18 protein-coding genes are annotated in these 20,137 nt (G+C 71.1%); 9 read left to right on the top strand and 9 right to left on the bottom strand.

Annotated elements, in window-relative coordinates; translation table 11 throughout:
• Positions 1 to 35: 35 nt before the first annotated feature.
• Positions 36 to 596, bottom strand: coding sequence for a MarR family transcriptional regulator (locus PGN25_17130; protein ID MEH3119260.1), 561 nt, complete (start codon positions 594 to 596; stop codon positions 36 to 38).
• Positions 597 to 947: 351 nt separating this feature from the next.
• On the opposite strand from PGN25_17130, the gene hpt reads away from it, so the two are divergent.
• Positions 948 to 1,517: a hypoxanthine phosphoribosyltransferase gene (gene hpt / locus PGN25_17125; GenBank protein MEH3119259.1), complete on the top strand. Its 570-nt coding sequence runs from the start codon at positions 948 to 950 to the stop codon at positions 1,515 to 1,517.
• 163 nt (positions 1,518 to 1,680) lie between these two features.
• Positions 1,681 to 2,046 (top strand): response regulator, encoded by a 366-nt coding sequence (locus tag PGN25_17120; protein MEH3119258.1) that lies wholly within the window; start codon positions 1,681 to 1,683, stop codon positions 2,044 to 2,046.
• A gap of 4 nt (positions 2,047 to 2,050) precedes the next feature.
• On the opposite strand, the gene PGN25_17115 is transcribed toward PGN25_17120, so the two are convergent.
• Entirely contained in the window at positions 2,051 to 2,566 is a 516-nt protein-coding gene (locus PGN25_17115) for a tryptophan-rich sensory protein (GenBank protein ID MEH3119257.1), read from the bottom strand.
• Positions 2,567 to 2,673: 107 nt separating this feature from the next.
• Between PGN25_17115 and PGN25_17110 the strand changes: the two genes are divergently transcribed.
• Positions 2,674 to 3,894 (top strand): PLP-dependent aspartate aminotransferase family protein, encoded by a 1,221-nt coding sequence (locus tag PGN25_17110; protein MEH3119256.1) that lies wholly within the window; start codon positions 2,674 to 2,676, stop codon positions 3,892 to 3,894.
• A gap of 90 nt (positions 3,895 to 3,984) precedes the next feature.
• Positions 3,985 to 4,449, top strand: a complete 465-nt coding sequence (locus tag PGN25_17105) for a hypothetical protein (protein ID MEH3119255.1) — start codon at positions 3,985 to 3,987, stop codon at positions 4,447 to 4,449.
• Positions 4,450 to 4,467: 18 nt separating this feature from the next.
• Here PGN25_17105 and mdoH read toward each other — a convergent pair whose 3' ends face one another.
• Entirely contained in the window at positions 4,468 to 6,402 is a 1,935-nt protein-coding gene (mdoH, locus tag PGN25_17100; protein MEH3119254.1) for a glucans biosynthesis glucosyltransferase MdoH, read from the bottom strand.
• Positions 6,403 to 6,436: 34 nt separating this feature from the next.
• On the opposite strand from mdoH, the gene PGN25_17095 reads away from it, so the two are divergent.
• A complete protein-coding gene (locus PGN25_17095; protein MEH3119253.1) occupies positions 6,437 to 8,095 on the top strand; it encodes a glucan biosynthesis protein G in 1,659 nt (552 codons plus the stop codon).
• Positions 8,096 to 8,253: 158 nt separating this feature from the next.
• Here the strand turns inward: PGN25_17095 and PGN25_17090 are convergent, their stop codons facing one another.
• Both PGN25_17090 and PGN25_17085 read right to left on the bottom strand, forming a co-directional pair.
• Entirely contained in the window at positions 8,254 to 9,504 is a 1,251-nt protein-coding gene (locus tag PGN25_17090) for a molybdopterin molybdotransferase MoeA (GenBank protein ID MEH3119252.1), read from the bottom strand.
• 530 nt (positions 9,505 to 10,034) lie between these two features.
• Entirely contained in the window at positions 10,035 to 10,208 is a 174-nt protein-coding gene (locus tag PGN25_17085) for a metallothionein (GenBank protein ID MEH3119251.1), read from the bottom strand.
• Between the two features lie 347 nt (positions 10,209 to 10,555).
• On the opposite strand from PGN25_17085, the gene PGN25_17080 reads away from it, so the two are divergent.
• The 4 genes from PGN25_17080 to PGN25_17065 all read left to right on the top strand — a co-directional run bounded on the left by PGN25_17080 (position 10,556) and on the right by PGN25_17065 (position 12,680).
• Positions 10,556 to 11,218, top strand: coding sequence for a phosphoribosylanthranilate isomerase (locus PGN25_17080; GenBank protein ID MEH3119250.1), 663 nt, complete (start codon positions 10,556 to 10,558; stop codon positions 11,216 to 11,218).
• 108 nt (positions 11,219 to 11,326) lie between these two features.
• Complete coding sequence (locus PGN25_17075) at positions 11,327 to 11,824, top strand: N-acetyltransferase (protein MEH3119249.1); 498 nt, start codon at positions 11,327 to 11,329, stop codon at positions 11,822 to 11,824.
• Positions 11,825 to 12,016: 192 nt separating this feature from the next.
• A complete protein-coding gene (locus tag PGN25_17070) occupies positions 12,017 to 12,265 on the top strand; it encodes a DUF4160 domain-containing protein (protein ID MEH3119248.1) in 249 nt (82 codons plus the stop codon).
• A complete protein-coding gene (locus tag PGN25_17065) occupies positions 12,249 to 12,680 on the top strand; it encodes a DUF2442 domain-containing protein (protein MEH3119247.1) in 432 nt (143 codons plus the stop codon). Before PGN25_17070 ends, PGN25_17065 begins: the two co-directional genes overlap by 17 nt.
• A 520-nt stretch (positions 12,681 to 13,200) precedes the next feature.
• On the opposite strand, the gene PGN25_17060 is transcribed toward PGN25_17065, so the two are convergent.
• Genes PGN25_17060 through PGN25_17045 form a run of 4 tightly spaced genes read right to left on the bottom strand, consistent with a single transcriptional unit; the run spans position 13,201 to position 20,115 of the window.
• Complete coding sequence (locus PGN25_17060; GenBank protein ID MEH3119246.1) at positions 13,201 to 15,069, bottom strand: response regulator; 1,869 nt, start codon at positions 15,067 to 15,069, stop codon at positions 13,201 to 13,203.
• Complete coding sequence (locus tag PGN25_17055; GenBank protein MEH3119245.1) at positions 15,066 to 16,787, bottom strand: response regulator; 1,722 nt, start codon at positions 16,785 to 16,787, stop codon at positions 15,066 to 15,068. The genes PGN25_17060 and PGN25_17055 overlap by 4 nt, the downstream gene beginning before the upstream one ends.
• Positions 16,784 to 17,872 carry a chemotaxis-specific protein-glutamate methyltransferase CheB gene (cheB, locus tag PGN25_17050; GenBank protein MEH3119244.1) on the bottom strand — a complete coding sequence of 363 codons (1,089 nt, stop codon included), beginning with the start codon at positions 17,870 to 17,872 and terminating at the stop codon, positions 16,784 to 16,786. The genes PGN25_17055 and cheB overlap by 4 nt, the downstream gene beginning before the upstream one ends.
• Complete coding sequence (locus PGN25_17045; GenBank protein MEH3119243.1) at positions 17,869 to 20,115, bottom strand: response regulator; 2,247 nt, start codon at positions 20,113 to 20,115, stop codon at positions 17,869 to 17,871. Before PGN25_17045 ends, cheB begins: the two co-directional genes overlap by 4 nt.
• Positions 20,116 to 20,137 lie beyond the last annotated feature (22 nt).

Below are 20,137 nucleotides of genomic sequence, written 5' to 3'. Positions count from 1 at the left end.
TGAGCATCCTTCCGGATGACGATCGAACGGATCGGTCAGGTGTCGGCTTTGACCGGCAGGTAGCGGACGATCCGTCCGCCGAGACGGATCAGCTTGGCCAGGGTGTTGTGGGGCACGTTCAGCATCTGCGCGTACCAGCCGTCGAGCGTCTGGGTGAAGTCGAGCATCGCCTTCAGGCGCCGGGAGGCCACCGCGCCGATCCGCGGATCGCCCTCGGCCTCGGCCACGCATTCCCGCAGCGCCTTGAGGGCCGGATCGATCTCCCGCTCCTTGCGGCCGGCGGCGATGCGGGTGACCATCTCCCACAGGTCCGTCTCGGCGACGAAGAAGTCGCGCCGCTCGCCCATCACCGGCACCCGCCGGATCAGGTTCCAGGCCGCCAGTTCCTTCAGGGAGGTCGAGACGTTGGAGCGGGCGATGCCGAGCGTGCCGGCGATGTCCTCCGCGGCGAGCGGCTTGTCGGAGAGGTAGAGCAGGGCGTGGGTCTGCGCGACGGAACGGTTGACGCCCCACTGCCCGCCGAGATCGCCCCAGTGCAGGATGAAGCGCTCCACCGCGGGCGCGAGCTTTTCCGATCGGTCTGAAATTTCCGTCATGACGGAAATTTCAGACAAAATCGACCGTGCGTCAAGCGGCCATGCGGATGGGTCGGGGGCGTTCTCTTTTCGACGTTTCAGCGCCGCGCTTCCGAATCGCTTCGCCTGAAGGGACACCGCTTGCGAACGGAGGGCAGCCAAGCGCGCGCACATGGTTCGGCTCTCGTCGGGCTTTGGATTGCTTGCGCCGAGCCTCGCAAGGACGGAAGAGGCAAAGCCCAAGCCGTCAACCGGCGTCCCGGCTCCGCCGAACCGCGGCGCTGGCGGAGCCGGCCGCTCATGGTATGGTGGGACGGGACGGCCGAGGGTGGCCCGCGCCGTCGAAAATCCAGCGAAACCGTCACGAGCCGCATGAGCACCGCATCCAAACGCGTCCGCGTCCTGTTCGACGAGGCGGCCATCGCCAAGCGCAACGAGGAGTTGGCCGCGGAGATCGTCGCGGCCGATCCCGAGAACCTGCTCGTCGTCGCGGTGCTCAAGGGCAGCTTCATGTTCGCCGCCGACCTGCTGCGGGCGCTTCATCGGGCCGGACTCTCGCCGCAGGTCGAATTCGTCCACCTGTCGAGCTACCGCACCTCGACGGCCTCCTCGGGGCAGGTCGAGATCCTGCGCGACGTGCAGAGCGAGGTGCGCGGGCGCGACGTGCTCCTGATCGACGACATCCTCGAATCCGGCCGCACCGTCGTCTTCGCCAAGGACCTGCTGATGGCCCGCGGTGCCAAGCGGGTGCTCACCGCCGTGCTCCTGGAGAAGCCGGGCAAGCGCGCCGTGACCATCGACGCGGATTTCGTCGGCTTCACCTGCCCCGACGTGTTCGTGGTGGGCTACGGCATGGACGCGGCCCACGCCTTCCGCCAACTGCCCTTCGTCGGTCTGGTCGATTACGACAGCAGCGACGCGGACCTGTTCGGCGGCGCCTGAGGCGCAATCCCGGTCTCGGAAATTCCTGATAAATTCGCGACACTTGCCTGAAATCGGCGGCCGATGGAACTCTGCCGCCGTTCGATGCTTGACAGGCCACGCTTCCGCGCGGTCACTCGGGCGACGCGACCCACATCGCAAGAATGGGAGAGGACGCCCGGTCATGGCGCGCATCCTGCTCGTGGATGACGAGGATACGGTTCGCGGCTTCCTCAAGCGGGGGCTGGAACTGGACGGTCACACGGTGATCACGGCCATCGACGGCAGCGACGGCCTCGACCGCCTGTCCGAGGCCGGCGGCGGCTTCGACCTGATGCTGACCGACATCCGCATGCCACTGATGGACGGCATCGCGCTCTCGCTCGCGGCCAAGCGCGACTATCCCGACCTGACGATCCTGCTGATGACGGGCTTCGCCGACCAGCGCGAGCGCGCCCGCGGCCTCGACGCCATCGTCACCGACGTGCTGACCAAGCCGTTCTCCCTCGCCGACCTGCGCTCGACGGTGACGCGGGCGCTGGCGGCCTGACCGCTCAATTCATCTGCCAGATCGTCCCGTTGAGCAGGCAGGCGAACGCCACCCATCCGGCGTAGGGCACGAGCAGCCACGCCGCGGCGCGGTCGAAGCGCCAGGAGAGGCGGATCGCCCACAGGATCATCGCCAGCATCGCGAGCGCCACGATCAGGGCGAGGCCGAGTCGGTGGACGGCGAAGAAGACCGGGGTCCAGGCGGCGTTGAGGGCGAGCTGCGCCGCGAAGGCGGCGAGCGCCAGCCACCACGCCTTCCGGGCCGGCCCCGGCACGGGACGCGCGCCGAGAAGCCGCCAGAGCGAGACCGCGATCATCGTGTAGAGAACGGTCCAGGCCAGCGGAAACACCCAGTTCGGCGGGTTGAAGGCCGGCTTGCGGATCGTCGTGTACCAGTCCTCGATGTTCGAGCCGGTCGAGAGCGTGCCGACCGCCGTCACCAGGGCGACGGGCAGGATCGCGGCGGCGAGCCGCGGGATCGGCGGCAGGGCCGGCCGCTCGGGGATGTCCAGGGCGCCCATGCGCTGTGCGATCCTCCGTGATTCGTCCGCTTGCCTTGCCCGGCGCGACGGATTCGCTCAAGCGGAAAACCGATCCCGACTTCGGACGCGGACTTCCAAGGACGAACATGAGCCGGTCCAACGCGCCTCACGGCGATTCCGATGCAGCGCCGTCCACGGATGGGCTTTCGAGCGGGGCGTGGCGCCCGCGCACGCTGGCGGCGCAGGCGCTCGGGCGGATCGACCCGGTGACGCGGGCGATCGTGCCGCCGCTCCATCTCTCCACCACCTATCTGCGCGACCCCGACAACGCCTACCGCTCCGGCTTCTCCTATGCCCGGCCCGACAATGCCACGACGCGCGAGGCGGAGGATGTCGTCGCCGCGCTCGAACGGGCGGAGGCCGGCGCGCTGCTGTTCGGGTCCGGCATGGCCGCGGCGGCGGCGGTGTTCTGCGCCCTGGAGCGCGGCGATCACGTGCTGGCGCCCGAGGTGATGTACTGGGGCCTGCGGCGCTGGCTGCGCCAGGAGGCGCCGCGCCTCGACCTTTCCGTCGACTTCGTGGCGATGGACGATCCGGAGGCGGTGCGGGCCGCGATCCGGCCCGGCAGGACCCGACTCGTCTGGATCGAGACCCCGGGCAACCCGCTCTGCACCGTCACCGACATCGCCCGCATCGCCGGGATCGCCCGGGCGGCCGGCGCCCGCGTCGCGGTGGATTCGACCGCCGCGAGCCCGATCCTGACCCGGCCGCTGGAGCACGGCGCCGACATCGTGATGCACTCGGCCACCAAGATCCTGAACGGCCATTCCGACGTGGTGGCCGGCGTGCTGGCCGGTGCGCGCCGGGACGCGTTCTGGGAGCGCTTGGCCGCGATCCGCGGTCAATGGGGCGCGATCCTCGGGCCGTTCGAGGCCTATCTGCTGATGCGGGGCCTGCGCACGCTTTCCTTGCGCGCCGTGGCCCAGAGCGCCGGGGCCTTGCGCCTGGCCGAACGCCTCTTCGGGCATTCGCTCGTGAGCGCGGTGCTCTATCCGGGTCTGCCGGGGCATCCCGGCCACGCCATCGCCGCGCGGCAGATGGAAGGCGGGTTCGGCTACATGCTGTCGATCCGCGCGGCCGGCGGCGAGGCGGCGGCGATCGACACCGCCGCACGGGTCGCCCTGTGGAAGCGGGCGACCTCGCTCGGCGGCGTGGAGAGCCTGATCGAGCACCGTGCCTCGATCGAGGGGCCGGGCACGCCCTGCCCGCCGGACCTGCTGCGCCTCTCGACCGGCATCGAGGATCCGGACGACCTCTTTCGCGATCTCGACGCGGCGCTCAGGGCCGCGCACGGGTCGGCCGCTTGAGCGTTCACGAATTTCGTGGACGGCGCAGGGCGGTTGCGCCCCGCCGCGCGTTGTCGGGGCGACCAGCCCCGAACCGCGACGTGAATGGCCATGACGAACCGCACGCCCCTGCTCCTCGCCGCCGTCTCGCTGTGCGTCCTCGCCGGCGCCGCCCGTGCCGATGACGGTCCGCCGAAGCTCGACATCGAATCGACCTGCAAGTCCGCCGAGCGGGCGCAGGTGAGCCTCGACGACAACGCCAACAAGGATGCCTGCCTCAACTCCGAGCGGGGGGCCCATGCCGACCTGAAGAAGCGCTGGAGCGAGTTCCCGGCCTCGGCCAAGAAGCAGTGCTCGCAGCAGTTCCAGGCCGGCGGCTACCCGTCCTATGTCGAGCTGGTGACCTGCCTCGAACTCGCGAGCGGCACGGTCCCGTCCCAGCCGGCCCACGACAGACCGGCGCACTCCGATGTCGGCGGCGGGTCGGGGGGCGGCGGCAAGGAGAGCAGCCGCCTCACCCGGGAACCCTCGCCCGCCCAGCGCACCGACCCGATCGACGTGCTGCACAACAGGTAGCGTTTCGGCGCCCGCCTCTCAGCGCAGCGTCGGCGCACCGGCCTCGTCGAGGGCGACCGGCAGCCAGGCGGCCGGCCCGCCCGCGGTCGCCGTCGGCGCGGTGCCGTCCGCCCGGCTCTGGTGCAGCTCCAGCAGTTCCGGCGCCGGGCGCGTGTCGTCCTCGGTGAGGAACAGGCCGCGGGCCTTCGAGGCGAGGCCGAGGCGCGTGCTGGCGGTGAGCACGCTCTGCGCCGGGCTCGTCAGCAGGGCGAGGGCGACCGGCGCCATCCACAGCGCCAGCAGGGGGTCGCCGGCAAACGCCAGCAGCACCGCGAGCGCCCCGCCCGCCGCCACCGCGTCGCTCTGCAGGCGGAACGCCTCCGTCCACGGCACGCTGCGGTCGTCGCGGGCCTGCGCGTCCCAGCGCACCACCCGGCCGAACAGGGTGGTCACCACCGCACCCGCGGCGAACAGCGCCATCACCGGCCAGAGCAGCACCCAGATCGCCTGTTCCAGCGCGGCGCTGGCGAGCAGCGAGGCGGTGCCGCCGAAATCCGCCCGGCGCCGGGCCGAGACCAGCACATAGCCGAGGCTGAGGAGCTTCGGCAGAGCCATCGCCGCGACGACGAGGGCGGCGAGAGCCCGGGCCGCCGGGCCGTCGCCGTCGAGCCCGTAGCCGACCAGGCCGAGTTCGCCGGTCCGGGCCGCCTGCCACGTGCCGAGGCCGAGAAAGGCGATCCAGAGCGGGTAGACGCCGTAGCCGAGGATGCCGACGCCGAGATGCCAGCGGCTGGCGCCGCGCAACCCCTTCGTCGGCAGCACGCGGATGTGCTGGAGGTTGCCCTGGCACCACCGCCGCTCGCGCCCGAGCAGGTCGATGAGGTTGGTCGGCATCTCCTCCCAGGTCCCGCCCATCTCGGGCAGGAGGCGCACCTCCCAGCCGGCCCGGCGCAGCAGGGCGCCCTCGACGATGTCGTGGCAGAGGATCTCGCCGCCGAGCGGCGGCTTGCCCGACAGGACGGGGAGCTCGGCGTTGTTCGCGAAGGCCTCGATCCGCAGGATGGCGTTGTGGCCCCAGTACGAGCCGTCCGGCCCCTGCCACGTCTCCAGGCAGCGCAGGGACAACGGCGCGTAGAGGCGCACGGCGAATTGCTGGATGCGCGCGAACAGGGTGTCGCGGCCGGCGGCGTAGGAGACCGTCTGGATCAGGCCGGTGCGGGGGTTCTCCTCCATTAGCCGGGCGAGCCGGCGCATGGCGGCGCCGGTCATCAGGCTGTCGGCGTCGAGCACGATCATGAAGTCGTATTCGTGCCCGTAGGTGGCGCAGAACTCGGCGATGTTGCCGGCCTTGCGTCCGGCGTTCTCCGCCCGGCGCCGGTAGCGGATGCGCGGCAGGCCGCGGCCCTCGCGCCGGCCCCAAGCCTGGATGCGGGCGAATTCGTGCTCCTCGACGGCGCTGATCGCGCCCTCGCGGGTGTCGGAGAGGACGAAGATGTCGATGTCCGAGCCGTCGCCGCCCTCGCGCTGGAGCGAACGGGCCATCACCCGGATCGCCGAGAACACCGCGATCGGATCCTCGGCGTGGATCGCCACCACCGCGGCGGTGCGGCTCAGGCCGGTCGGGCGGGTGGGGATCGTGGCGGCGCGCCGCTCCAGGGGCGAGAGAGCGCGCTCTCCCATCAGCGCGGCGACGAGACCGTAGACGTACTGCCACGCGGTGAAGGACTGCCACGCCATCAGCACCACGAACAGCCCGAGCACCACGCGTCCGAGCCACGTCTCCGGCAGGCCGTAGGCGGCGAGCGCCAGGGCGGCGATGGCGGCCGCCGTGACCAGCGTCGGCAGGGCCAGCGCGAGGCGGCGCAGCCCGAACGAGGCCGGCCGCGGCGCGGGGCCCGCGCCCCTCGGCCGGGCGTGGGCATCGGCCCCTGTCTCGACGGAGCGCTCTGCCTGCGGCAAGTCTGGGGTGGACATGATCGGCGTCGACACTCGCGGGAGGGATGAACGGATGGAAGGACCATCGGACGCAGACGGCGGGGCGACCGAGGGTCTCCGGGTTTCGCGGCGCGACGTCGTCCGTGGCGCTCTCGCCGGTTCGGCCAGCCTGGGCTTTCCTACCCTTCTCGATCTGAATGCCGACGGAACGATGGCCCAATCGACGGACGCGGTTCAAGCCCCCGGGCGGCGGGTCGATTTCGACGCGGTGGCGGCGCGGGCCGAGCGGCTCGCGCGCGAGGCGTACCGCCCGCCGCCGGGCGATCTCCCGCCGGAACTGGCCGGGCTCGGCTACGACGGGCTCCAGGCGCTTCGCTTCCGCCCCGAAGCGACGGTCGCACTCGGGCCGCGCTTCTCGCTGCAGCCGTTCCACCGCGGCGGCCCGCACACCAAGCGGGTGGAGATCGTCCTGCAGCCGCCCGAGGGCGCACCACGGCTCTTCGGCTACGATCCGAAGCTGTTCGATCTCGGGCCGGACCTGCGGGGCCGCCCCTATCCCGCCTCGCTCGGCTACGCGGGGTTTCGCATCGCGCACGGCTTCGATGCCGGCCGCCCGGAGAACCACGAGGAGTTCCTGGTCTTCCTCGGCGCCTCGTACTTCCGGATTCGCGGCCGGGATCAGGTCTACGGCCTCTCGGCGCGCGGCATCGCCGTGAACACCGGCCTGCCGCAGGGCGAGGAGTTTCCCGACTTCACCGCCTTCTGGATCGAGGAGTCCGGCGCCGGCCAAGCCTCGATCACGATCCTGGCGCTCCTCGACGGGCCGAGCCTGACCGGGGCCTACCGCTTCACGGTGACGCCGGGCGATCCCTCCACCGTCGCGGTCGAGGCGGCGCTGTTTCCCCGCCGCGCGATCGCGGCGCTCGGCCTCGCCCCGCTCACCAGCATGTTCCTCCACGGCGAGAACGGGCCGGGCGTGCGCGGCGCCGAACCTTTCGACGATTTCCGGCCGCAGGTGCACGACTCCGACGGGTTGTTGGTGCAGGTGCCCGGCGACCGGCTGTGGCGCCCGCTCGCGAACGGGCGCGCGGCGGCGCAGATCTCGGCCTTCCGCGCCGCCCCGCTCGAAGGCTTCGGACTGTTGCAGCGGGAGCGGCGCTTCGCGGCCTATCTCGACGTTCAGGCCCGCCACGAGGATCGGCCGGGCCTGTGGGTCGTACCGAGGGGGGACGGGTTCGGCGCGGGCGCGGTGCGGCTGTTCGAGATCCCGTCGCGGACGGAGGCGACCGACAACGTCGTGGCGGCCTTCGTGCCGGAGGCGCCGGTCGAGGCCGGCAAGCCGCTGCGCCTGACCTACGCCCTCGTCACCGTCGGCCGCGAGCCCGTGCCGGCCGTCGCTCCGCCGCTCGCCCGGGTGGTCTCGACCCGCGTCGGATCGGCCGAGCGGCTGCGCCCGACCGCCCCGCCCGCGCCGCAGCGGCGGCTCTACGCCATCGATTTCGAGGGGCCGGGCCTGCCCGACGACCCGAAGGCGGTGATCGACGTCGCACTGTCGGCGAGCGCGGGGGCCCTCGTCGAGCCCTATGCCGAGCGGGTGCCGCAGACCGGCGGCTGGCGGCTCTACGCCGAGTTCCGGCCGCCCGAGCGCCGGCCGGCGGGCGACGTGGTGCTGCGTGCCCATCTCGCCCATGCCGGGCGGGTGATCACCGAGACCTGGGACGCGGTGGCCTGAGCGGTATCGGATCGCCGACGCCCCCGCGGCGGCGCCGGTCGGCAGCGATCCGTTCCATGCCGAGGCGTGCCCGAGCAAGGCCCGGCTTGGCCAAGGTCCGGCTTGGCATCGCGCCGGTTCCGTCCGCGTTCTCCTCCGGGCCGGGCCGGAGGATTCGCCTACCACGCCAGCCCGTGCGGATAGTAGGCGAGCGTGTCGCCGGGACTGATGCCGGTGGCGTCGTCGGGCAATTCCACGAGGCCGTCGCTCTCGGTGAGCGAGGTCAGCATGCCTGCGCCGTCGCGGGGGAATTTTTGGACTTCGAGGCCGCCCCCGGCCGTTCGGGCGAGGCTGACGCGGACGAATTCGCGGCGGCCCGCCTTCTTGCGGTAGGCGAATCCCGCCTTCACCGGCCAGGGCAGCGGCGGTTGGTAGAGCGCGCCGCCGAGGCGGGCGAGCAGCGGGCGCACCACGAAGAGCAGGGTGACGTAGGCCGCGACCGGGTTGCCCGGCAGGCCGATGAACGGCGTGCCGGCGACGAGCCCCGCCGCCACCGGGCGGCCGGGCTTGATCGCGAGGCGCCAGAGCATCAGCCGGCCCTGCGCCGCGACGGCCGCCTTGACGTGATCCTCCTCGCCGATCGAGACGCCGCCGGAGGTGAGAATCAGGTCGTGATCCCGCGCGGCCGCCGCGAGGCGAGCCGGCAGGGCGGCGGGGTCGTCGCGCAGGATGCCGAGGTCGTCCACGGCGACGCCGAGCCGTGTCAGCAGGGTCGCGAGCAGCACCCGGTTCGAATCGTGGATCGCGCCCGGCCGCAGGGGGGCGCCGGGCTCGCTCAACTCGTCGCCGGTGGAGAACAGCGCGACCCTGAGGCGGCGGCGCACGGCGATCCGCGCGTGGCCGGTGGCGGCGGCGAGCGCCAGATCCTGTGGGCGCAGACGCCGCCCGGCGGGGATCGCGAGGCCGCCCCGGCCGAGATCCTCACCCGCGGGCCGGGCGTTGGCGCCCGGCTTCAGCCCCGGCGGCAGGACGACCCGGTCGCCCTCGCGGCGCACGTCCTCCTGCATGAACACGGTATCGGCCTCCGGCGGCATCGGCGCGCCGGTGAAGATGCGGATCGCCGTGCCGGGCGGCGCCGTCCCCGCCGCGGCGCCCGCCGCGAGCCGGCCGCCGACCGGCAGCACCGTCTCGGCGCCGGGAGTCAGGTCGGCGAAGCGCACGGCGTAGCCGTCGACCGCCGCGTTGGCGAAGGGCGGCAGGTCGTGCCCGGCGAAGACGTCCTCGGCCGCGATCCGCCCGTCGGCGAGGCCGAGCGGGACCGTCTCGGTCCCCGAGACCACGGGAAAACGCTCGGCGATCCGTGCCACCGCCTCTTCGATCCGCATCGGCCCGTTCCCGAAGGCGAAGCAATCGTCGGTGAGCTGTGCCATGGCTCAGGGGGTTTCCCGCTTGGCGCATCGTCCTGGAAACCGGCTCCCGGACGATGCGCTCGACGCTTGTTTTGGCATCGTCTTTTCAGACAAGCCGGAGGCCACCTTTCGGGACGATGCTCTGGCGAGCCCGATGTCGTTCCGTTGGGCGCCCGACCGTCTCATCGTCGCGAGCGATGCGCCATGGCCGGTCGCGGATCAAGGCTCGCGGATGTCCGGGCAGGGCTGCGAACTCGGGTCGACGGGATGCGCCTTCCGGATGCGGCGTCGCTGCCACGACACCGGACGATCGTCGTTCCGGAGCGCCGGCAAGCGCACCCGGAGGCGTGCCATCCATGACCGGCCGCGGCGCCCTGTTCGAGCGACGCATCACGGGTGGGTTCCGGGTCCGCTGCGCGGCCCCGGAATGACGGCGGCGAGGGACCGGAAAGGGACGGTCGCAGCGTGAACCCGAGTTCGCAGCCCCGGCCAAAGCGACCGATCCGGCGACCGGCGCGAACCGAAACGCGCCTGAGTCGAGCGTGAAAAGATCAGCCGTGGCAGGTGCAGCCGGCGTGGTCGCAGCCGGCGTGGTCCGGATGGCCTTCGGCGCACTCGTCGCAGCAGAAGGCCTTGTCGTCGCGCGTCACCGCCTTCGCGAGCGAGACCACGCAGACGCAGTCGGGGCAGGCGCACTTCACCATCTCGACATCGACGCTCGCCATCGGGGCCATCCTTCGATCGGAAGATTCTTGTCGCGCGCCGACGGGGACGGCGCGGGATCATCTTCGTCCGACCGCGACGGCAGCGCAATCCTTGCACGCAAGACTGTGCCGAACGTGGCGCCGGTGCCTCATCGTGCCTCGACTTCGTCGGCCGGCCGGTGAAGTCCGCACACTTCGAGTGAGGCCGGTTGGGGGGCCGGCTAGAGGATGGTTGTAAACGTACGCTAAGGGTCCGTTCCAGCTAAGGGCGGAATGACACCATAAGCGTCGGAATCCGTCCCGATTGGGATCCCAAGTGGGAAGGCTGGCCGATTGCTGCCGCTTTGGCGCGACGGCATACTTTCACCATGAGGACGCGGATCAAGGTGTGCTGCATCGCTTCGCCAAGCGAAGCGAGCATGGCAATCGAGGCGGGCGCCGACGCGCTGGGGCTAGTGGCGCGTATGCCTTCCGGTCCCGGTCCCATCGCTGACGCCACGATCGCCGAAGTGACGGCGTTCGTTCCGCCACCTGTTGCTACCTTCTTGCTGACCTCCGAGACGACTGCCGAAGCCATCTCCGCCCATATACGCACTACCAACCCATCTACGGTTCAGGTCGTCTCGCACATCGATCCGGCGGAGTCCGAGAAGCTGGCGGCGCTGGAACCGCATGTGCGCCGTGTCCAGGTCATTCACGTCGAGGGACCGGAAGCACTCGACCTGATTCCAGCCTATGAACCGCACGTCCATGCTTTCCTGTTGGACTCGGGCAGGCCGAACGCAGCAGTCGCGGAGCTGGGCGGAACCGGCCGCGCCCACGATTGGGCGGTAAGCGCCGCCTTCGTGCAAGCGACCGAGAAACCCGTGTTTCTCGCGGGCGGTTTGTCGGCCGCGAACGTGGCCGATGCGATCAAACAGGTTCGGCCCTATGGGCTGGACCTATGTTCCGGGGTGCGGACCAACGGCCAGCTCGATCCAGACAAGCTGGCCGCGTTCGTGCTGGCAGTCGAGCAGACGGACGCAGAATAGTCATTATAAGCCGGGCTGTCTGACGCAGACTTCCGTTCCCGATCAACGATCGCGATTATAGAATCTATGCTATGCGGTTTTTAACGCCACAATGTATGGAGCAGATGAATGAACATTCGGCCTGAACGTCCCGACGATATAGCAGACGTGCAAGCAGTTACAGCGGCAGCGTTTAAAGATGCACCATATAGCGAGCAGACGGAGCCCGCTATAATTACTGCGCTGCGCGAAGCTGATGCACTGTCGTTGTCTCTCGTTGCCGATGACGATGGCGAGGTGATCGGCCACGTCGCCTTCTCGCCTGTTACTATCGACGGTAAGTCCGGCAAATGGTTCGGCCTAGGGCCGGTGTCTGTTGAGCCTAACAGGCAGAGACGTGGAATTGGCAAAGCGCTTATTTGTGCCGGGCTGGATCAGCTTCGCTCATTCGGCGCGGATGGGTGTGTCGTCCTTGGCGATCCCGATTACTATGGGCGCTTTGGCTTTGTCAGTGGTTCCGACCTGACTTACGAGGGGGTGCCAGCACCGTATTTCCAAAGCCTCGTATTTGGTGGCGAGAAGCCAAATGGGCTGGTGGCATATCATCCGGGCTTCGCCGCTAGATAGCTGGTCAGAACCTTCCCGATTGGGAAGGTCGCGTGGGAACGCCGATGCCAGCATGAGCCGGATAGCTGGTCATAGGGCGCGATTTTCCCAAATCCCGTTCCCAATTCGATTTTCTCAAAACACCATGATGCACATGGAGAAAAGGGAATGGCGCAGCGTTGAATAAACCCATCAGATGGGTTATATGCAGGCATGGTTGTCGTTCACCGCGCCCACGGCTTCCGGTTCGTGATCTACACGCTCGATCACGAACCCGCCCATGTCCACATCACCGGAGCGGGACAGGCCAAGGTCAATCTCCTTGGCGCGGAAGGCAGGCCGGAAGAGGTCTATAGCATCGGCATCAAGCGCTCCGACATGCGTCGGCTGATGAACCAGGTGGCGGAGCATCAGGCGCATTTCCTCGCCGAGTGGGAGAAGATTCATGGCTCACAAGACTGACCCGCAGCAGGAAGCCCGGTTCGACGCGGCGGAAGCACGCGGACGCGAGTTGATGGAGACGGCGATGCGGGCGGCGGAAGCCCGCTACGATCGTGCGACCGGCCGGGTGGTGATCGACCTCACCAACGGCTGCGCCTATGCCTTCCCGGCCCAGCTCGTGCAGGACCTCAACGGCGCAACCGACGATCAGCTCGCCGGCGTCGAGGTTGATGGCCTCGGCTTCAACCTTCATTGGCCGGCGCTGGATGCCGACCTCTACGTGCCGGCACTGGTGTCCGGCGTATTCGGCACCCGCGCCTGGATGACGCGGGAGCTGGCGCGCCGTGCCGGTCAGGCGACCTCGCCGGCAAAGGCCGCAGCGGCGCGTGCAAACGGCGCGAAGGGCGGTCGCCCCCGCAAGGTCGCGCAGGCCTGACGCTACCGCCCGAACCCAATGTCGTGGTCGTGTTGTCGGTCCCGCTGCCGATCGCGGCTGTGACGCTCCGCAAACGGGCGTTTGAGTGACAATCGCCGGTTTTGCTCGATCGCGGCCGATCCGCGTCACCTAACCCGTAACGCCATCTATGGGCCGCAAACGGCGGGCCTTAGCGTACGTTTTCGACCTTCCTCTCACCGGCCCCCGGTTGGCGTCGCCGCAGGCCGGATGAGGCGCTCGCGTCATCCAAAACCATTCGCCGGCCGTATCCCGTCAGGCGAAGCCATGACGGGCTCCCCTCGATCGCTTCCACGATCCGCCTGCTCTGCAACGACGAAAACGGGAAACGATCTCATACGAATCCGGTTGATGAGTTCGGCTTGTCCTACGTCCTTGCGAGGCGAAGCCGTGGCAAACCAGGGCGCGTCCTTTCCGGACCTGTCGCGCCCTGGATCGCTTCGCGGCCGCTCGCGATGACGGAGGGGGGGGCGAAACCCGAAGCGATCAATCGGAAACGATCTCAGGCCGTGGTTTCCAGAAGCTGCGAGACCCGCGCGGCGAGTTCGGCCGAGGCGAAGGGCTTCGTCATCACCGGCAGGTCGTCGGGGATCTGCACCGCCTCGGCATGGCCCGTCAGCAGCAGCACCGGCACGCCGGAGAAGCGCTGCCGGATCGCGGTGGCGAGTTCCACGCCGGTCATGCCCGGCATGGCGAGGTCGGCCACCACGAGGTCGAAGCTGTGGCCCTGCTCCATCAGGGCGAGCGCGGCGCGCCCGTCCGAGGCTTCGGTCTCGGTGTAGCCGAAATCGTTGAGGAAGGAGGCGGTGACGTGCCGGACCTCGGCGTCGTCGTCGACCACGAGGATGCGGGCCGGACCGGCCGCTGCGGGGACGGCCGGGGCGGCAGGAATCTCGGTGCCCTCCGCGGCGCCGTCGGCCCGCGGCAGTGACAGCTCGATCCGGGTGCCCTGTCCGACTTCGCTGGTGATGCGCAGGCGTCCGCCCGCCTGCTGGGCGAGGCCGAACACCATGGCGAGGCCGAGCCCCGTGCCCTGACCCACCGCCTTGGTGGTGAAGAACGGCTCGCAGACCCGCTCCAGGATCTCCGGCGGGATGCCGGTGCCCTCGTCGGCCACCGTGACGACCGCGTAGGTGCCGGGCTCGAGGTCGGGATCGTCGTGGATCTCGGCCCTGCGGGTCGAGATGGTGACGGTGCCGCCGTCCGGCATCGCGTCGCGGGCGTTGATGCAGAGGTTGAGGATCGCCAGTTCGAGCTGGTCGGGATCGACCAGCGCGAAGGGCATGTCGGGTTCCAGATTCCGCTCGACCCGCACGAAGCTGCCGAGGCTCGACCCGAACAGGGCGCTCATGCCCTCGATCAAGGCGTTCGGATCGACCGGACGGGCATGGGCGTCGTTGGAGCGGCTGAAGCTCAGGAGCCGCTTGGTCAGCGCCGAGCCGCGCTGCGCGGCGCCGGTGGCGTTGTCGACGAGGCGCTTGACCCGGGGCTGGTCGGCGATCTTCGGACCGACCAGTTCGAGGCTGCCGAGGATCGCGGTGAGCAGGTTGTTGAAATCGTGGGCGATGCCGCCGGCCAGCGTGCCGAGCGCCTGCATCTTGTCGGACTGGCGCAGCCGCGCCTCCAGGCTCTTCTGCTCGGTGACGTCGCGTTCGATCGTCGCGAGGTGGGTGACCTCTCCGGCGCCGCCGCGGATCGGCACGCGGATGACGTGCGACCAGCGCTCGGCACCGAGCGCGCCGCGGGCGATCACCGTCGAGCCCGCCTCCCCGGCCGCGATCGCCCGGCCGTCGGCGGCCTCCGCCTCGCGGGCCTCGGACGTTCCGGCGATCTCGGTCTCGGTACGACCGAGGCAGGCCTCGACCGCGGCGCCGACGAGGGCGGCCTTGCGGGCGTTGAGGCGCACGAAGCGCCCCTTCGCGTCCTTGAACGAGATCGCCTCCTCGGCATGGTCGAGCAGGCCGCGCAGCAGGGCGCGCTCGGTGGCGAGGTCGCGGCCCAGGCGGTGGCGATCGTAGGCGTTGCGCACGGTGGCGCGCAGCAGCGTCGGGTCCCACGGCTTGGCGACGTAGCCGATGATGCCGCCGCGGTTGAGCGCGGCGATCACCGCCGAGATGTCGGCGTAGCCGGTCAGCAGGATCGCCTGCGCCTCGTGGAAACTCCGGGCCTCGGCGAGCAGGGCGTCACCGGTCATGCCCGGCATGCGCTGGTCGGAGACGACCACCGCGATGTCGGGATCGGCGCGGAGCATCTCCAGCGCCTCCTCGGGCTTGGCCGAGGTGAGCACCCGGTACTCGTCCTCGAACAGATCCTCCAGAGCGATCAGGATGTCCGGCTCGTCATCGACGGCCAGGATCGTGCCTTTGCTCATACCGGTGCCGGTTGCCTCGGAATGCCGATGAGGAAACTCGCGCCGCCGCCCGGCGCCGTCTCGACGGTCAGCGAGCCGCTATGCGCCTGAACGACGCTGTACGCAATCGCCAAGCCGAGTCCGGTCCCGGAACCGACCGGTTTCGTCGTGAAGAACGGCTCGAAGATCTTTTCGCGCAATTCGTCCGGTATGCCGGGTCCGGTGTCGCTGATGCGGATCATGTCGGTCTCCGCATCCGAATAGGTCGCGACCGTGATCGTGCCCTCGCCGGGAATCGCGTCCGCCGCGTTGCCGAGGATGTTCATCACGACCTGATTCAGCAGGGCGGGGGTGCAGGAGATCTCCGGGCGGCCGCGAAAATCACGGATCACCGTGAGCCGCGTGCCGAGCTTGTGCTGGATCAGCGCCAGCACCGTCTCGATCGCCTCCGGCACGTTGACGAGGCTGCGCTCGCCCTCGTCGAGGCGGGAGAACTTGCGCAGGTTGAGGACGAGATCCCGAATGCGGGTCAGGCCGAGCCGCATCGACCCGATCCTGTCACGGGCCTTGGCCAGCGCCCGCCGTCCCTCGGGGGCTTCCGGCGGCGGCAATTCCCCGAGCAGGCGCTCGACCGTGCCCTGGTGCGCCAGGATGAAGGCGAGCGGGTTGTTGATCTCGTGGGCGATGCCGGCCACCAGCTCGCCGAGCGAGGCCATCTTGGCGGCCTGGACGAGCTTGGCCTGAGCCTCGGTGAGCTTGCGGTTGGCGTCTTCGAGATCGCGGTTGGCCTGTTCGAGGGCGTCGGCGAGCGCCGCGCGGGCGGCCGCCGCCTCGGCCTCGGCGCGGGCGCGCTCGACGGCGCGCTCGCGGTCGCCGAACTCGCCGGAGATGCGGCGGTTGTCCTCCTCGAGCAGGCGGCGGCGCACGAGGCCGCGCACCCGCATCGCCAACACCTCGCCGTCGGCCTTCGAGACGACGTCGTCGGCCCCCGCCGCGAAGGCGGCGACGAGCAGGCTCTTGTCGGGCTTGCTGCCGGCCATGCCGACGAGGGGGAAGGCGTTGCCGCCGGCTTCCGTCGCCTGCATGCGCCGCTCGGCGATCTCCGTGCACAGCGCGATGCCGTCATAGGCGCTGCCGACGAGGTCGAGGGTGACGCAGTCGAAACCCGATCCCGGTTCGTCCAGGGCGGCGAGCGCCGCCGAGCGGTCGGCCGCCGCCACGACGGTGTGGCCTTCCTGGGTCAGAAGGCCGGTGAAGAAGGCGCGATAGGTCGCGCTGCCGTCGACGATCAGCACCCGGCCGCGGCGGAAGGCGGCGCCGGAGGGCCCCTCCGCCGCCCCGCCCCGGCGCTCGCGCAGCAGCGCGCGGATGCGCAGCACCAGGAGGTCGCGGTCGGCGGATTTCTCGACATAGGCGTCGGCGCCGCTCTCGAAGCCGTGGCGCTCGCCGTTCCGCGCGCCGGTGAGCATCACCACCGGCAGCGCCCGGGTGCGCAGCGACAGGCGCATCTGCCGGGTGAACTCGTCGCCGTTCATGCCCGGCAGGTGGTGGTCGGCGACGACGAGGTCCGGCAGGTCGGTGTTGAGCAGGTCGAGCGCGGCCTCCGCCGTGGCGCAGCGCTGCACGGCGAAGCCCTGCGCTTCGAGCTGGAGGCGCAGTTCCAGCGCCTGCGTCTCCGAATCCTCCACCAGCAGCAGCCGGTGGCCCGGCGCCGAACCCGGGGCGGCGCCCGCCGTCATGCCGGCCTCCGCTGTGCGAGCCGGACGAGATGCGGCGCCACCTGGTCGATCGGCAGCACGCGGGCGGCCGCGTTGAGCCGCACCGCCGCCGCCGGCATGCCGTAGACGACCGCGCTGCTCTCGTGCTCGGCCACCGTGGCGGCGCCGGCCCGGCGCATGTCGAGCAGGCCCTGCGCGCCGTCCTCGCCCATGCCGGTGAGCAGCACGCCGATGCCCTGCGGCCCCGCCTGCCGGGCGACCGAGCGGAACAGCACGGTGGCCGCCGGGCGCTGGCCGCCGACGAGGGCGGCGTCGCCGACCCGCAGGGTGCCGTTCGCGCCGAGTTCGAGATGTCGGTCGCCGGGCGCCACGTAGACGTGGCCGGGCTGCATGGTCTGGCCGTCCCGCGCCACCCCGACCGGCAGCGGCACCACGCCGTCGAGCCAATCGGCGAATCCGTCCATGAAGGCCGCGCCCATGTGCTGGACGAGGAGCACCGGAAGCGGAAAATCCGCCGTCAACCCGCCGAGCACCTTGGCGAGCGCCGGCGGACCGCCGGTCGAGGCGGCCACCGCCAGCACGCTCGGGGCGGCCTCCGGTTCGAAGGACGGCAACGACTCGGGCGCGGGACCGGCCTTGCGCGCATTCCACTCCGCACCGATCGGCCGGCGGCGGATCACCGGGACCGCGGCCATGATGCGCAGTTGCGTGCAGATCTGGCCGGCGACCGCCTCGTAGCCGTCGTTCGTGGTGGCGACCGGCTTCTCGACCACCGAGAGCGCCCCGGCCCGCAGGGCGTTCATCGAGATCCTGAGCGAGGCGTCCTCGACCGAATCGGCGATGACCACGATCGGCGTCGGCCGGCTCGCCATGATCCGCCGCGTCGTCTCCAGCCCGTCGATGCCGGGCAGGCGGATGTCCATCGAGACCACGTCGGGCCGCACGGTCTCGATGGCGGCCAGCGCCGCCTCGCCGGACTCGACCGCACCGGCCAGTTCCAGCCGCGGGTCGCGGGCGATGATGTGGGTCAGGAGGATCCGCACGACGAGCGAATCCTCGACCACCAGCACGCGCACCCGCGACGAAAGCTCGCTTCCCCCGTTCACAGCAATTGACCGATGGTGTCCAGCAATTCGCGTTGATCGAACTTCTGCTTCGTCAGGTAGGCGTCGGCCCCGAGGGCGAGCCCGCGCGCCACGTCCTCCTCGTCGCCGCGCGAGGTCATCAGCACCACCGGCAGGCGGGCGAAGTCCTCCTCCGCCCGCAGGGCCTCGACCAGGCCGAAGCCGGTGAGCCGCGGCATCTCCACGTCGGCGACGACCAGATCGACCGGGTCGAGGCGCGCGCGGAGACGCTCGAGTGCCTCCTGCCCGTCGACGCAGACGATCACGCGGTAGCCCGCCGCTTCCAAGATGCTCTTCTCCAGAGTGCGGGTCGTGATCGAGTCGTCGACGACGAGAATCGTCGAACGTCGCTTTTCCGGCATCGTTCCGTCGCCGTCCGCCCGTCCTTTCGACGGAGGCCGAACCGGGCGCGGACCGGCGCGGCCGAGGCGGTCGATCAGCCCGTCGGGGTCGAGCACCAGGACCGGCGTGTCGGTGCCGAGGATCACCGTGCCGGTGACGAGGGTCGGATCGACGCCGATGGGGGGCGCGGGCAGGACGAGGAGCGTGCGCACCTCCTCCAGCCGGTCGACCGCGAGCAGGCAGCGCCCCCGCGCCCCGCGCAGGCGGATGACGGGAACGGTCGCGCCCTCCACGCGGCCGGGGCCGAGGCCCAGCAGATCGCTCAGTTCGGCGAACGGCAGGCTCGGCGTCTCGCTCCCCTCCCCCGGCACCTGCGCCACCGGACGCCCCCCGGCCGTCGCGAGCGAGGCCGGGTCCAGCCGCGAGAGCGCTTCCGCCGCCCCGCTCGGAAGGGCGTAGCGGGCACCGCCCGCCTCGACGATCAGCACCGGGCGCCGGGCCGCCGAGAGCGGCAGGGTGAGGATCAGCGAGGTGCCGTGCGGGGTCCGGCGGGCGAGCCGCACCTCCCCGTGCAGGGCGCGCGCGACCTCGGCGACGACGGACAGGCCCATGCCGCGGCCCGACAGGGCGTCGACCGCAGCCGCGGTCGAGAAACCCGGCTCGAACGGCAGGGCGAGCAGCGCGTCCGCGTCGAGGCGCTCGCCCGGCGCGATCAGGCCGCGGGCGCGCCCGGTCGCCTCGATCGCCGCGAGATCCGGCCCCTTTCCGTCGTCGTGGATGCCGAGCACGAGCCGCCCGCCCCGAGCCTCGACGCCGAGCTGGATCGACAGGGCCGCCGGCTTGCCGAGCCGCCGGCGCGCCTCCGGGCTCTCCGCCCCGTGGCTCAGGGCGTTGCGCAGGGCGTGCAGCACCGGATCCTTGAGCGCCTGGAGCATGGAGCGCTCCACCGGCAGGTCGAGGCCGCGGGTGGCGACCTCCACCTCCGCTCCGTCGGTCCGGGCCATGTCGCGGACCGCACGGGCGAGGCCGCCGAACACGGTCTCGGCGGGAACCAGCGCGAGGCGCTCGGTCTCCTCCCGCAGCCGCCGCGCCGCGGTCTCGATCGACAGCACCGCGGCCTTGTGCCCCTGCGCGAGATCGGACGCCTCGCGCGTCAGGGCGGCGAGCCCCGCCTCGATCCCGGCGAGCGCCCGGCGCAGGGCGGCGGTCTCCGTCTCGCCCTCTCCGGCGCCCGCCGCGCCCGAGACGCGGCGGGCGGCTTCGGTGCGTCGGCGCAGCTCGCCCGCGTTGGCCGAGAGGCGCGCGATCCGCTCGGCGAGCGCGGCCTGACCGGGAAGAACCGCCCAGAGGCCGTGGCTCGCCCGCGACAGCGATTCCACCACCGCGGCCGGCACCCGCAGCACCGCGTGCGACGGCTCCGTCGCGGGCTCCGCCGTCGCCGGGGCGGTGGGCGCCGCCGCGGATGCGGCGGGCCGGGCGGTGACGGGGTCATCCGGCGGCGGGGAAACAGGGGCCGGCGCGGCCGGGTCGAGGCAGGCGTTCAGCGCGGCGAGCGCGTCGTCCGGCATCACGGCGTGCCCCGTGGCGCTCGCGGCGACGTAGGCCTCGATCCGGTCGAGGGCGAGATGGGTCGCCGCCCGCGCCGCGCGGTCGAGGGGACGCTTGCCCGTGCCGATGCGCTCGAACAGGGTTTCGAGCTGGTGCGACACCGCCTCGACCGGCGGCAGGTCGACGGCGCGGGCCGCCCCCTTCAGGCTGTGGGCGCGGCGGAACACGTCGTGCCAATCGACCGGACCGTCGGCCGCGAGGGCGGCGCGGATCGCGTCGAGATGCTCCCGGTGCTCGACCTCGAAGGCGGCGAGAAGCTGCTGGCGGATGTCCATGCGGCGGGCGGCCCGTGCGAAC

It is taken from the genome of Methylorubrum populi, assembly GCA_036946625.1.
GTDB lineage: Bacteria > Pseudomonadota > Alphaproteobacteria > Rhizobiales > Beijerinckiaceae > Methylobacterium > Methylobacterium populi_C.
Note: the sequence above shows the minus strand (reverse complement) of the source record. Positions and strands in the feature narration are given on the sequence as shown.

Bases quoted from the DNA above. Each gene is read 5' to 3' on its own strand.
- PGN25_17130 (MEH3119260.1), bottom strand. From the start codon at position 596: ATGACGGAAATTTCAGACCGATCGGAAAAGCTCGCGCCCGCGGTGGAG.
- hpt (MEH3119259.1), top strand. From the start codon at position 948: ATGAGCACCGCATCCAAACGCGTCCGCGTCCTGTTCGACGAGGCGGCC.
- PGN25_17120 (MEH3119258.1), top strand. From the start codon at position 1,681: ATGGCGCGCATCCTGCTCGTGGATGACGAGGATACGGTTCGCGGCTTC.
- PGN25_17115 (MEH3119257.1), bottom strand. From the start codon at position 2,566: ATGGGCGCCCTGGACATCCCCGAGCGGCCGGCCCTGCCGCCGATCCCG.
- PGN25_17110 (MEH3119256.1), top strand. From the start codon at position 2,674: ATGAGCCGGTCCAACGCGCCTCACGGCGATTCCGATGCAGCGCCGTCC.
- PGN25_17105 (MEH3119255.1), top strand. From the start codon at position 3,985: ATGACGAACCGCACGCCCCTGCTCCTCGCCGCCGTCTCGCTGTGCGTC.
- mdoH (MEH3119254.1), bottom strand. From the start codon at position 6,402: ATGTCCACCCCAGACTTGCCGCAGGCAGAGCGCTCCGTCGAGACAGGG.
- PGN25_17095 (MEH3119253.1), top strand. From the start codon at position 6,437: ATGGAAGGACCATCGGACGCAGACGGCGGGGCGACCGAGGGTCTCCGG.
- PGN25_17090 (MEH3119252.1), bottom strand. From the start codon at position 9,504: ATGGCACAGCTCACCGACGATTGCTTCGCCTTCGGGAACGGGCCGATG.
- PGN25_17085 (MEH3119251.1), bottom strand. From the start codon at position 10,208: ATGGCGAGCGTCGATGTCGAGATGGTGAAGTGCGCCTGCCCCGACTGC.
- PGN25_17080 (MEH3119250.1), top strand. From the start codon at position 10,556: ATGAGGACGCGGATCAAGGTGTGCTGCATCGCTTCGCCAAGCGAAGCG.
- PGN25_17075 (MEH3119249.1), top strand. From the start codon at position 11,327: ATGAACATTCGGCCTGAACGTCCCGACGATATAGCAGACGTGCAAGCA.
- PGN25_17070 (MEH3119248.1), top strand. From the start codon at position 12,017: ATGGTTGTCGTTCACCGCGCCCACGGCTTCCGGTTCGTGATCTACACG.
- PGN25_17065 (MEH3119247.1), top strand. From the start codon at position 12,249: ATGGCTCACAAGACTGACCCGCAGCAGGAAGCCCGGTTCGACGCGGCG.
- PGN25_17060 (MEH3119246.1), bottom strand. From the start codon at position 15,069: ATGAGCAAAGGCACGATCCTGGCCGTCGATGACGAGCCGGACATCCTG.
- PGN25_17055 (MEH3119245.1), bottom strand. From the start codon at position 16,787: ATGACGGCGGGCGCCGCCCCGGGTTCGGCGCCGGGCCACCGGCTGCTG.
- PGN25_17045 (MEH3119243.1), bottom strand. From the start codon at position 20,115: ATGGACATCCGCCAGCAGCTTCTCGCCGCCTTCGAGGTCGAGCACCGG.